The 12,056-nt window shown below is 73.7% G+C and carries 12 protein-coding genes; 9 read left to right on the forward strand and 3 right to left on the reverse strand.

Going from position 1 to position 12,056, the window contains the following annotated elements:
- Together A8711_RS05655 and A8711_RS05660 are read left to right on the forward strand one after the other, a co-directional pair.
- Nucleotides 1–352: transposase (locus A8711_RS05655; RefSeq protein ID WP_141707646.1), on the forward strand; the 352-nt coding region annotated here is incomplete at its 5' end.
- A 218-nt stretch (nucleotides 353–570) separates the two neighbouring features.
- Entirely contained in the window at nucleotides 571–1,572 is a 1,002-nt protein-coding gene (locus A8711_RS05660; protein WP_176722759.1) for an aldo/keto reductase, read from the forward strand.
- Nucleotides 1,573–1,602: 30 nt separating this feature from the next.
- Here A8711_RS05660 and A8711_RS05665 read toward each other — a convergent pair whose 3' ends face one another.
- Entirely contained in the window at nucleotides 1,603–3,759 is a 2,157-nt protein-coding gene (locus A8711_RS05665) for an elongation factor G-like protein EF-G2 (RefSeq protein WP_069087652.1), read from the reverse strand.
- A gap of 252 nt (nucleotides 3,760–4,011) precedes the next feature.
- Here A8711_RS05665 and pgsA point away from each other — a divergent pair, with 252 nt between their 5' ends.
- From pgsA to A8711_RS05700, 7 genes are all read left to right on the forward strand, one after another.
- Entirely contained in the window at nucleotides 4,012–4,632 is a 621-nt protein-coding gene (pgsA, locus tag A8711_RS05670) for a phosphatidylinositol phosphate synthase (RefSeq protein ID WP_069087653.1), read from the forward strand.
- Complete coding sequence (locus A8711_RS05675; protein WP_064448893.1) at nucleotides 4,629–5,561, forward strand: phosphatidylinositol mannoside acyltransferase; 933 nt, start codon at nucleotides 4,629–4,631, stop codon at nucleotides 5,559–5,561. The genes pgsA and A8711_RS05675 overlap by 4 nt, the downstream gene beginning before the upstream one ends.
- Before the next feature lie 12 nt (nucleotides 5,562–5,573).
- Nucleotides 5,574–6,734, forward strand: a complete 1,161-nt coding sequence (locus A8711_RS05680; RefSeq protein WP_069087654.1) for a glycosyltransferase family 4 protein — start codon at nucleotides 5,574–5,576, stop codon at nucleotides 6,732–6,734.
- 83 nt (nucleotides 6,735–6,817) lie between these two features.
- Entirely contained in the window at nucleotides 6,818–7,321 is a 504-nt protein-coding gene (locus A8711_RS05685) for a hypothetical protein (RefSeq protein ID WP_043325001.1), read from the forward strand.
- A gap of 125 nt (nucleotides 7,322–7,446) precedes the next feature.
- Nucleotides 7,447–8,358: a pyridoxal 5'-phosphate synthase lyase subunit PdxS gene (pdxS, locus tag A8711_RS05690; protein ID WP_043325000.1), complete on the forward strand. Its 912-nt coding sequence runs from the start codon at nucleotides 7,447–7,449 to the stop codon at nucleotides 8,356–8,358.
- Nucleotides 8,359–8,431: 73 nt separating this feature from the next.
- The gene (gene pdxT, locus A8711_RS05695) at nucleotides 8,432–9,037 is read left to right on the forward strand and encodes a pyridoxal 5'-phosphate synthase glutaminase subunit PdxT (RefSeq protein ID WP_043324999.1); all 606 of its coding nucleotides are present in this window, start codon (nucleotides 8,432–8,434) and stop codon (nucleotides 9,035–9,037) included.
- 234 nt (nucleotides 9,038–9,271) lie between these two features.
- Complete coding sequence (locus A8711_RS05700) at nucleotides 9,272–10,021, forward strand: YebC/PmpR family DNA-binding transcriptional regulator (protein WP_043324998.1); 750 nt, start codon at nucleotides 9,272–9,274, stop codon at nucleotides 10,019–10,021.
- 67 nt (nucleotides 10,022–10,088) lie between these two features.
- Here the strand turns inward: A8711_RS05700 and A8711_RS05705 are convergent, their stop codons facing one another.
- Entirely contained in the window at nucleotides 10,089–11,150 is a 1,062-nt protein-coding gene (locus tag A8711_RS05705; RefSeq protein WP_069087655.1) for an ABC transporter permease, read from the reverse strand.
- Nucleotides 11,147–12,040 (reverse strand): ABC transporter ATP-binding protein, encoded by an 894-nt coding sequence (locus A8711_RS05710; RefSeq protein WP_043324996.1) that lies wholly within the window; start codon nucleotides 12,038–12,040, stop codon nucleotides 11,147–11,149. Before A8711_RS05710 ends, A8711_RS05705 begins: the two co-directional genes overlap by 4 nt.
- Nucleotides 12,041–12,056: the final 16 nt, after the last annotated feature.

Below are 12,056 nucleotides of genomic sequence, written 5' to 3' on the forward strand. Positions count from 1 at the left end.
GACCCACCCCCGCCTGCACCGGGCCTGGGCGTTGAAAGAAGGCCTCCGACTGGTGTTCACCCTGGCCAAGACCAGCCCGACAGCCGCAGTCGAGGCCCTCGACCGATGGATCGGGTGGGCCCGCCGCAGCCGCATCGACATCTTCATCGACCTACAACGACGCGTCACCCGTCACCGCGACCAGATCATCGCCGCCATCACCCATGGCCTGTCCAACGGCCGCATCGAGTCCGTCAACGCCAAGATCCGCCTCATCACCCGCATGGCCTTCGGCTTCCACTCATCCGAAGCCCTCATTGCCATGGCCATGCTCAGCCTCGGCGGCCACCGACCCGAACTACCCCGCCCATGAACACCCGACCCACACATCCGTCACAAGACCCATATTTATGACTCTGAGGTATATCGCTTCACCGCGAACGTCCACCGCCTGGCGTCACGCGGCGTGATCGCGCCCGGACTCTTCGGCTACGAACCGGCCCGCGATCGCCGGGAAGATGACAGGATGCGGCGGTGGCAGTCGACAAGCGACAGTTGGGGCGCAGCGGCATCGAGGTGAGCGCCCTCGGTATGGGGTGCTGGGCCATCGGCGGCCCCTGGGCCGAGGGCGCCCGCCCGCTGGGCTGGGGCCAGGTCGACGACGACGAGTCGGTACGCGCGATCCGCCGCGCGCTCGACCTCGGTGTCACGCTGTTCGACACCGCCGACACGTACGGCGCCGGGCACGGCGAGCGGGTGCTCGGCCGGGCGCTCGCCGGGCGGCGCGGCGAGGCCGTGATCGCCACGAAGTTCGGCTACACGTTCGACGAGAGCGCCCGGCAGGCCACCGGGGAGAACGCCTCGCCGCACTACCTGCGCCGGGCGGTGACCGACTCGCTGCGCCGGCTGGGCACCGACCACATCGACCTCTACCAGCTGCACCTCGGTGACCTGCCGCTGCCCCGGGCCGAGGCGCTCATCGGCACGCTCGACGACCTGATGGACGACGGCCTGATCCGGGCGTACGGCTGGAGTACCGACCGGGCCGACCGGGCCGCCGCGTTCGCCCAGGTCGCCCGGGGCGCCGCCGCCGTGCAGCACGCGCTGTCGGTGCTCCGCGACGCCCCGGCCATGCTCGACGCCTGCGACAAGCACGACCTGGCCAGCCTGGCCCGGGGACCGCTCGGGATGGGGCTGCTCACCGGCAAGTACACGCCGGAGTCGACGCTGCCCCGCGACGACGTACGCGGACTCGGGCCGACCTGGCTGGAGTGGTTCCGCAGCGGCCGGCCCGCCCCGGAGTGGCTGCGCCGGGTCGCCGCCGTCCGCGACGCGTTGACCGCCGACGGCCGTACCCTCGCGCAGGGGGCGATCGGGTGGATCTGGGCGCGCAGCGGCCGCGCGGTGCCGATCCCCGGCGCCCGTACCGTCGCCCAGGTCGAGGAGAACGCGGCAGCGCTGAGCTGGGGTCCGCTCGCCCCGGACCACTTCGCCGAGGTGGAGCGGCAGCTGGCGGCGGTACGCTCGGCAGCCCTCCGGGACGCCGACCGCCCCCACTGGCCGATGCCCCCGGTCCCCGCCGTCCGCCCCTGACCCCGCGGCGGGTGGGCGGGGCGGGCGGGGTCAGTGGGAGGTGGACTCCTTGCGGGCCTGGTCGGCCAGGTGGGCCGGCATGGGGTCGTGGCGGGCGAACTCGCGGCGGAACGTTCCCGTGCCGGCGGTCATCGAGCGCAGCTCCACCGCGTACCGCAGCAGCTCCGTGGCGGGCACCTCGGCGCGGACCAGCGTGCGGCCCTCGGCGTCCGGGTCCGGCTCGGTGCCGAGCACCCGGCCGCGCCGCCCGGACAGGTCGCCCATCACCGCGCCGACCGACGAGTCCGGCACCCGCACGGTGATCTCGTCGACCGGCTCCAGCAGCGTCGGCTGGCCCTTCTCGGCGGCGTCACGCAGCGCCAGCGCGCCGGCGGTCTGGAACGCGGCGTCGGAGGAGTCGACGCTGTGCGCCTTCCCGTCCACGAGCGTCACCCGCAGGTCCACCACCGGGTAGCCGGCGACCAGACCGCGTTCCATCTGCGCCCGTACACCCTCCTCCACCGACGGGATGTAGTTGTGCGGGACCGCGCCGCCGACCACCCGGTCGACGAACTCGAAGCCGGCGCCCCGGGGCAGCGGCTCCACCTCGATGTCGCAGACCGCGTACTGACCGTGTCCGCCGGACTGCTTGACGTGCCGGCCGTGCCCGCGCGCGGCGGCGCCGAACGTCTCGCGCAGCGGCACCCGGACCGGCTCGGTGTCCAGCTCGACCCCGCCGCCGCGCAGCCGGTCGAGCACCACGTCGGCGTGCGCCTCGCCCATGCACCACAGCACCAGCTGGTGGGTCTCCGCGTTGCGTTCCAGCCGCAGCGTCGGGTCACCGGCGACCAGCCGGGACAGGTTGCGGGCCAGCGCGTCCTCGTCGGCCCGGCTGCGCGCCACGATCGCCACCGGCAGCAGCGGCTCGGGCATCTCCCAGGGCGCGACCAGCAGCGGGTCGTCCTTGGCGGAGATGGTGTCGCCGGTCTCCGCACTGCCCGACTTGGTGATCGCGCACAGGTCACCGGCGACGCAGGCGGCCACCTCGCGCAGCGTCGCGCCCAGCGGGGTGTAGACGTGGCCGACCCGCTCGTCGGCGTCGTGGTCGGGGTGGCCGCGCTCGGCCATGCCGTGACCGGACACGTGGATGACCTGGTCGGGGCGGAGCGTGCCGGAGAAGACGCGCACCAGCGAGACCCGCCCGACGTGCCTGTCGACTGTCGTCTTGACCACCTCGGCGACGAGCGGGCCGTCCGGGTCGCAGGTCAGCGGCGGGCGGGGCGAGCCGTCCACGCCGGTGACCGCCGGCAGGTCGTGCTCCAGCGGCGACGGGAACGCCGCGACCAGGCCGTCGAGCAGCGCGTCCAGGCCCACGCCGGTCTCCGCGCAGACCGGCACCACCGGGTAGAAGTGGCCGCGGGCCACAGCGGTCTCCAGGTCGGTGATGAGCACCTCGGGGTCGATCTCCTCGCCGCCGAGGTAGCGGTCCATGAGGGTCTCGTCCTCGCTCTCGGCGATGATCCCCTCGATCAGCTCGTTGCGGGACTCCTGGATGGCCGGCAGGTGCTCCGGGTCCGGCTCGCGTACCTCCGGCGGCAGCCCGGCCGAGTAGTCGTACACCCGGCGGGTGATCAGGCCCATCAGGCCGGCCACCGACTCGCCGTCGTCGCCGAGCATCGGCAGGTAGAGCGGGAGCACGTTGTCGCCGAAGACGCGCTGGCACAGCGCCACCGCCTCGTCGAAGTCGGCCCGCGGGTGGTCCAGCCGGGAGACCGCCACCGCGCGGGGCATGTCGACGGCGGCGCACTCCTCCCACAGGGCGGCCGTGGCGGCGTCCATGCCGTCGACGGCGGAGACCACGAACAGCGCCGCGTCGGCGGCGCGCAGCCCGGCGCGCAGCTCGCCGACGAAGTCGCCGTAGCCCGGCGTGTCCAGCAGGTTGACCTTGACGTCGCGGTGCACGAGCGGCGCGCAGGCCAGGCTGACCGAGCGCTGCTGGCGTACGGCGGCGGGGTCGTGGTCGCAGACGGTGGTGCCCTCGGTGACGGCGCCGGCCCGGCCGATCGTGCCGCTGGCGGCCAGCAGCGCCTCGACGAGAGTCGTCTTGCCGGCGCCGGAGTGCCCGACGAGCACCACGTTGCGAACCCTGCCGGGCTCGGTCACCACCGGCGCGCCGCCGGTGACACCCTTCTCGTTCTTCTGCGCCATCGCGGCGCACCTCCCTCAACCGGTGGTGGTGGCGACCGCCGCGGGCGACGGGGGAGCGGACCCGGGACGGGCGCCGCGGCGATATCTTCCGGTGATCTCCTGCTGGCCGGGAACGCGGACCGGTGATCCGGTGAACTGGCTCACCTCCTGGCTCGATCTCACACCCGCGCGGGGGCGGGCACAAGGGCCGTCGGGCGGGTCGTGTGCCCGGCTGTGTCCCCGGCGGTTGCGGGCCGTTATCGTGGGACCGCCATGGCGAAGATCTTCCAAGTGACGGCCCGCGCGGGCATGACCCGCGTCGTGGAGCCGATCGCCCGTGCGCTGCTGCGTGCGGGCGTGTCCCCCAACGCGGTCACCGTGACCGGCACCGTCGGCGTGCTCGTCGGCGCGCTCGGCTTCGGCGCGCGCGGCCATCTGGTCGCCGGCGCGCTGATCGTCACGGTCTTCGCCCTCACCGACCTGCTCGACGGCACGATGGCGCGGATGAGCGGCGGGTCCACCCGGTTCGGGGCGTTCCTCGACTCGAGCATGGACCGGGTCGCCGACAGCGCGGTGTTCGGCGCGGTCGCGTACTGGCTGGCCACCGAGCACGACTACTCGGGCGTGGCGGCGGCGCTGATCTGCCTGGCCGCGGGCGGGCTGGTCTCCTACGTCAAGGCCCGCGCCGAGGGCCTCGGGATGACCTGCAACGTGGGCATCGCCGAACGCACCGAGCGGCTGCTCATCGTCGGCGTCGGCGGCCTGCTCACCGGCCTCGGCGTACCGCTGGCGCTGGAGATCGCACTCTGGCTGCTCGCCGCCGTCTCGATCTTCACCGTCGGGCAGCGGATGGCCCACGTGTACCGCCAGGCCCAGCGGGTCGGCGTCGAGTGAACCTCACCGAGGCGGGCTTCGTCGCGGGCTGGCGCCTGATCCGGGCGCTGCCCCGGCCCGTCGCGGCCGCGGCCTTCCGGGCGGGCGCCGACCGCGCCCACCGCAAGGACGGCGGGGGTACGCGCCGGCTGCGCGCCAACCTGCGCCGGGTGGTCGGCCCGGAACTGCCCGACGCGGAGCTGGACGCGCTGGTGCGCGAGGGCCTGCGCTCGTACGCCCGGTACTGGATGGAGGCGTTCCGGCTGCCCGGCCTGAGCCGGGCGCAGATCCTCGCCGGGTTCCGCCTGGACGGGCAGGAACTGCTCGCCGCCGACGTGGCGGCCGGGCGGGGCGCGGTGGTGGCGCTGCCGCACGCCGGCAACTGGGACGCGGCCGGCGCCTGGGTGGCGGCCACCGGCTGGCCGATGACCACGGTGGCCGAGCGGCTCCCGGACGGCGTCTACGAGCGGTTCGTCGGGTTCCGGGAAGGGCTGGGCATGGAGATCCTGCCCAACACCGGCGGCCCGCGTCCCGCGTTCGACGTGCTGGTGGACCGCCTGCGCGCCGGCTACGTGGTGCCGCTGCTGGCCGACCGGGACCTGTCGGCCCGGGGCGTGGAGGTCGACTTCTTCGGCGGCCGGACCCGGATGCCGGCCGGGCCGGCGCTGCTGGCGATCCGCACCGGCGCGCCGCTCTACGTGGCCTCGATGTGGTACGAGCCGGACGCGGCGTGCGCGTCGATCGACGGCCCGCTGCCGCTGCCGGACCCGGACAGCGCCCCGCTGGACGAGCGGGTCCGCGCGGTGACGCAGCGGATTGCCGACGGTCTGGCGGCGGGCATCGCCCGGCATCCGCAAGACTGGCACATGTTGCAGCGGATGTGGCTGGACCAGGGCCGGGACGGTACGCCCACGTCGGCGGCGCCGCCGGCCACCACCGGGACGGTCTAGGGGGAGGGCGCAGTGCGTATCGGCATCGTGTGCCCGTACTCGTTCGACGTGCCGGGCGGGGTGCAAAACCACGTCATGGACCTGGCCGAGGCGCTGCTCGGGCTCGGCCACGAGGTGAGCGTGCTGGCGCCGGCCGACGAGGACTCGGCGCTGCCGCCGTACGTGGTGTCGGCCGGGYGGGCGGTGCCGCTGCCGTACAACGGGTCGGTGGCCCGGATCGCGTTCGGCCCGGTCTCCACCGCCCGGGTGCGGCGTTGGATCACCCGGGGCGACTTCGACGTGCTGCACGTGCACGAGCCGCTCACGCCGAGCCTGTCGATGCTGGCCGTGCTCTGCGCCCGCGGCCCGGTGGTGGCCACGTTCCACACCGCGATGACCCGTTCCCGGGTGCTGTCGGCCGCGCAGGGCGCGCTGCAGATCGTGCTGGAGCGGATCACCGCCCGGATCGCGGTGAGCGCGCTGGCCCGCAAGGTGCAGGTCGAGCACATGGACGGCGGCGCGGTGGAGATCCCCAACGGGGTGGCGGTGGCGAAGTTCGCCGGGGTGCCGCCGCTGCCCGGCTGGCCGGGGGAGTGCGCGCCGGGCACCGGCGGCACGCTGGGTTTCCTGGGCCGGTTCACCGAGCCGCGCAAGGGCTTCCCGATCCTGCGGGACGCGTTCGTCGCGCTCGCGCCGCACCGCCCCGGGCTGCGCCTGCTGGTCGCCGGGCCGGGCGACGCCGACGAGCTGTACGGGCGGTTCCCGGCCGCCCTGCGCGACCGGGTCACGTTCCTCGGCCTGGTCTCCGAGGCGGACAAGGCACGCATGTTGCGCAGCGTGCACCTGTACGTCGCACCGAACACCGGCGGGGAATCCTTCGGGATGATCCTCACCGAGGCGCTGGCCGCCGGGACGACTGTGGTCGCCAGCGACCTGGACGCGTTCCGCCGGGTGCTCGACGGCGGCCGGGCCGGGCGGCTGTTCCCGACCGGCGACGCGGCGGCGCTGGGCGGCGCGCTGTCCGAGCTGCTCGACGACGCCGGCCGCCGCGCCGGGCTGACCGCCTGCGGCGACCAGGTGGTGGCGAATTTCGACTGGCCCGTGGTTGCCCGCCGTGTTCTGGAGGTATACGCAGCCGCGATCGAGGCCACCGACGGCCGGGTCATGGACCAGGAGTGGGCGGGACTGGGCTGACCGGGGTGGCCGCTGCGGCCGCTGTGACGAGCGCGTCGCCCGGTGCCCCGCGCCGGGCGGGCGGGATGAGGAGCAGCACTACGATGCCGGGCATGTGGTGGGTGGTGGGCGCGGTCGGTGTGCTCGGGCTGGTCTCGGCGTACCTGATCTGGACCTCCGGCCGGGTGCAGCGGCTGCAGGTCCGCGCGGACTCGGCGGCCCGCGCGCTGGAGGCGCACCTGCTGCGCCGCGCGGCCGCCGCCGCGGTCCTGGCCGAGCAGCGGTACGGCGTGGAGCTGTACGCCGCCGCCCGGATCGCGCTCGACGCCGCCCCGGAGGAGCGCGAGGCGGCCGAGAACGACCTGACCCGGCAGTTGCGGGCGGTGCGGCTGGACCCGGACGACCCGGGCTGCGCGGCGGTGATCGCGGCGAGCCGCCGGCTGGCGCTGGCCCGGCAGGTGCACACCGACCTGGTCCGGGACGCCCGCTCGGCGCGCAGCCGCCCGGTGGTGCGGCTGTTCCGGATGGGGCGGGGGCGGGAGTGGCCCCGCTACTTCGACATCGACGATCCCACGCTGGCCTCCCCGGCGGACGTGACCACCGGCTGACCGCCGGTCGTGACCGGGGCCACACGGCAGGCCACCGGGGGTTCGATTGGCGCTCGGAGCGGCGTCGCGACGGTCGTAGCATTCCTGCGCAGTCACCTCCCGAGCACGCCGAGGAGCGATGTCCCGTGTCTGAGTCCGCAGCCCCGACCCCCGCCACCGCCGTCGGCACCGCCCGCGTCAAGCGCGGCATGGCCGAGATGCTCAAGGGCGGTGTGATCATGGACGTGGTCACCCCCGAGCAGGCGAAGATCGCCGAGGACGCCGGCGCGGTGGCCGTGATGGCGCTGGAGCGGGTGCCGGCCGACATCCGCGCGCAGGGCGGGGTGTCCCGGATGAGCGACCCGGACATGATCGACGGCATCATCTCCGCCGTCTCGATCCCGGTGATGGCCAAGGCCCGGATCGGCCACTTCGTCGAGGCGCAGATCCTCCAGGCGCTCGGCGTCGACTACGTCGACGAGTCCGAGGTGCTGACCCCGGCCGACTACGCCAACCACATCGACAAGTGGGCGTTCACCGTCCCGTTCGTGTGCGGCGCGACGAACCTGGGCGAGGCGCTGCGCCGGATCACCGAGGGCGCCGCGATGATCCGCTCGAAGGGTGAGGCGGGCACCGGTGACGTCTCCAACGCCACCACCCACATGCGCAAGATCCGGCAGGAGATCCGCCGGCTCCAGTCGCTGCCCGACGACGAGCTGTACGTGGCGGCCAAGGAGCTGCAGGCCCCGTACGAGCTGGTCAAGGAGGTCGCCGAGCAGGGCAAGCTGCCGGTCGTGCTGTTCACCGCGGGCGGCATCGCGACCCCCGCCGACGCGGCCATGATGATGCAGCTCGGCGCCGAGGGCGTCTTCGTCGGCTCGGGCATCTTCAAGTCCGGCAACCCGGCGCAGCGGGCCGCCGCGATCGTCAAGGCGACCACGTTCCACGACGACCCGGACGTGCTCGCCAAGGTGTCGCGCGGGCTGGGCGAGGCGATGGTCGGCATCAACGTCGACGAGATCCCGCAGCCGCACCGCCTCGCCGAGCGCGGCTGGTGAGCGAAAGGAAGGGCCCCCTGTTAACGCCTCCGGTAGAGGCGGGGCCCCTTGTTAACACCCCGGAAGGAGCGGCGTGACCGTACCGGTGATCGGCGTGCTCGCGCTGCAGGGCGACGTACGCGAGCACGTCGCGGCGCTGACCGGCGCGGGCGCCGACGCCCGGCCGGTGCGGCGCCCCGGCGAGCTGGACGCGGTCGACGGCCTGGTGGTGCCCGGCGGCGAGTCGACCACGATCAGCAAGCTGGTGGACATCTTCGAGATGCGCGAGCCGATCGACAAGCGGATCGCCGCCGGCATGCCGGTCTACGGCTCCTGCGCCGGCATGATCATGCTGGCCGTCGAGGTGCTGGACGGCCGCCCCGACCAGCGCGGCTTCGCCGGCGTCGACATGACGGTGCGGCGCAACGCGTTCGGCCGTCAGGTCGACTCGTTCGAGGCGCCGGTGGCGCTCACCGGCGTCGACGGCGGCCCGTTCCACGCCGTGTTCATCAGGGCGCCCTGGGTCGAGCGCGTCGGCCCCGACGTCGAGGTGCTCGGCCGGGTGACAGACGGCCCGGCCGCGGACCGGATCGTCGCGGTACGGCAGGGCAACCTGCTGGCCACCTCGTTCCACCCGGAGCTGACCGGCGACCTGCGCCTGCACCGCCACTTCGTGGAACTGGTCCGGGCGAGCCGCTGAGCGGCCGGTCCGTCCCTGATTGTGCCGGTTCGGGCGGCCCGGGGCGGGCCGCTGCCGTGCGGCGCGTGACAGTGACCCGGCCCCCGCCGGTAGGATTGCCGAGATTCGGCAGGGCCATCAGCCCGCCGCGGCTCCCAGCAGAGATCACGGCACCTCGGCGTCGGCGTGCGCCGGCGGGGGAGCGGGGCGTGTGGTGCGGTCGATGCAGACGGCGGGTAGCAACGGAGGTAACAGATGTCCGGCCACTCAAAGTGGGCGACGACCAAGCACAAGAAGGCGGTCATCGACGCCAAGCGCGGCAAGATGTTCGCCAAGCTGATCAAGAACGTCGAGGTGGCCGCCCGTACCGGCGGTGGTGACCCGGCCGGCAACCCGACTCTCTACGACGCCATCCAGAAGGCGAAGAAGAACTCGGTCCCGAACGACAACATCGACCGCGCGGTCAAGCGCGGCTCCGGCCTGGAGGCCGGCGGCGCCGACTGGCAGACGATCATGTACGAGGGTTACGGCCCGAACGGCGTGGCGATGCTGATCGAGTGCCTCACCGACAACCGCAACCGTGCCGCCACCGAGGTGCGCACCGCGCTGACCCGCAACGGCGGCTCGCTGGCCGACGCCGGCTCGGTGTCGTACATGTTCTCCCGCAAGGGCGTGGTGATCGTCCCCAAGGGCGGCACGACCGAGGACGACGTGATGATGGCAGTGCTCGACGCGGGCGCGGAGGAGGTCAACGACCTCGGCGAGGCGTACGAGGTGGTGTCCGAGCCGGGCGACCTGATCGCGGTCCGCACCGCGCTGCAGGACGCCGGCATCGAGTACGAGTCGGCCGAGTCCTCCCTCATCCCCAGCGTGAACGTGCCGCTGGACGAGGAGGGCGCGCGCAAGATCTTCAAGCTGATCGACGTGCTGGAGGACTGCGACGACGTGCAGAACGTCTACGCCAACTTCGACGTGTCCGACGAGGTGATGGCCGCGGTCGGCTGACCCCGGTCCGACGTGCCGAGCGCCGGCTCCCCGCTGCGGGGTGGCCGGCGCTCGGCGTATGCCGTCGTCAGCCGATCGGCTCGCGCTGCCGCCACGCCGCCCGCACCGAGGTCCGCCCGTTGGTGCGCAGCAGCGAGCCCTCGTAGACCCGGGCCCCGGCGAGCAGGAACCCGGCCGCCGCGAGCAGCAGCAGCGCCAGCGACACGAACGGCTCCCACGTCGCCGCGTCACCGGTGAACAGCCGTACCGGCATCGCTGTGGGCGCGGAGATCGGCAGGTACGACAGGACCCGCATCGCGGTGGCGTTGTCGTTGAGGAACACCACCGCGAAGAACGGCGCCATCACGGCGAGCTGCACCGGGGTGGACGCCCCGGCGATGTCCTCCTGCCGGTTCACCAGCGCGCCGGCCGCCGCCCACATCGCAGCCAGCAGCAGGAAGCCGCACAGGAAGAACGGCACGAACCAGCCGATCGCGGGCGCGATCAGGCCCAGCAGGTCACCGCCGTCGGTCAGGCGCATCCCGATCAGCGCGACGGCCGCGATCAGCGTGATCTGCCCCAGCGCCAGCGCGCCCGCGGCGAGGATCTTGCCGGCCAGCAGCGCCCGGGCCGGCACGGCGGCCACCAGGATCTCCACGATCCGGGTCTGCTTCTCCTCGGTGACGCTCTGCGCGATCTGCAACCCGAACGTCTGGGACATGAAGAAGAAGACGAACGCGAAGGCGAACGGCACCAGGTACGCGACGAGTGGATCCACCGCGTCCGGGTCCAGCAGCTTCACCTGCGGGGCCGCGCTGAGCGCGGCGACCACGTCGTCCGGGGCCCGCTCGTCGGCGACCACCACCGGACCGGTTACCACCGCGGCGTCCGCGTCGCCGTCGCGTACCGCCTGCTCGGCGGCGCCGTCGTCGGCGACCAGCAGGACGTCCAGCCCGGCCGCGCGCAGCGGTTCGGCGCCGGCCGCGGTCACCGCCACCGTGGACGGGCCGCTGCTCAGCATCGCCGGCACCACGGTGGCCACGACGGCGAGCAGCAGGAAGATCAGCGTGCTGTAGAGGAACGTCTTGTCGCGGACCTTGACCTTGATCTCGCGGGCCGCGACCAGCCGGGTGGCCTGGAACGTGTTCACTGGTTGACCTCTCGGAAGATCTCGGCGAGGGACGGGGTGACCGGGCCGAACGCGCGTACCGGGCCGCGTTCCAGCGCCGCGCGCAGCACCGCCTGGTCGTCGGCGGGCGGGTCCACCTCGAACACGGCGCGCGCGCCGTCGAGGTCGACCAGCCGCACGCCGGGCTGGTCCCGCAGCCAGCCGGCGTCGCCGTCCACCACGAGCGAGAACCGGGGCAACGTGTACGCGGCGCGCAGCTCCTCGCGGGCGCCGGCGGCCCGGATCGTCCCGCCGGCGATGAGCACCAGGTCGTCGCAGAGCCGCTCCACCACGTCGAGCTGGTGGCTGGAGAACAGCACCGGCGCTCCGGCGGCGGCACGTTCCCGCAGCACCGCGACCACCATGTCGACGGCGAGCGGGTCGAGCCCGGAGAACGGCTCGTCCAGGATCAGCACCTCCGGGTCGTGCACCAGCGCGGCGGCGATCTGCGCGCGCTGCTGGTTGCCCAGCGACAGCGTCTCCAGCAGGTCGTCGGCCCGCTCGCCGAGACCGACCCGCTCCAGCAGCGCGTCGGTGCGGCGGCGCGCCCCGGCGGCGTCCAGCCCGTACAGGCGGCCGAGGTGGACCACCTGCTCGCGGGGCGTCATCTTCGGGTAGAGGCCGCGTTCCTCGGGCATGTAGCCGAACCGGGCCCGGTCCTCCCGGGTGAGCCGGTGTCCCCGCCAGGTGACCTGCCCGGCGTCCGGGGCGAGCACGCCGAGGATGATGCGCATGGTGGTGGTCTTGCCGGCGCCGTTGCCGCCGACGAACCCGGTCATGCGCCCGGCGGTCACGTCGAAGGAGACGTCTTTGAGCACCTGACGGCCGCCGAAGCTGCGGTCGACGCCGTCGAGGCGGAGCACGCTGGTCATGATCCCGACGCTACGG

Origin of the sequence: Micromonospora sp. II (genome assembly GCF_001709195.1) — a bacterium.
Lineage (GTDB): Bacteria > Actinomycetota > Actinomycetes > Mycobacteriales > Micromonosporaceae > Micromonospora > Micromonospora chalcea.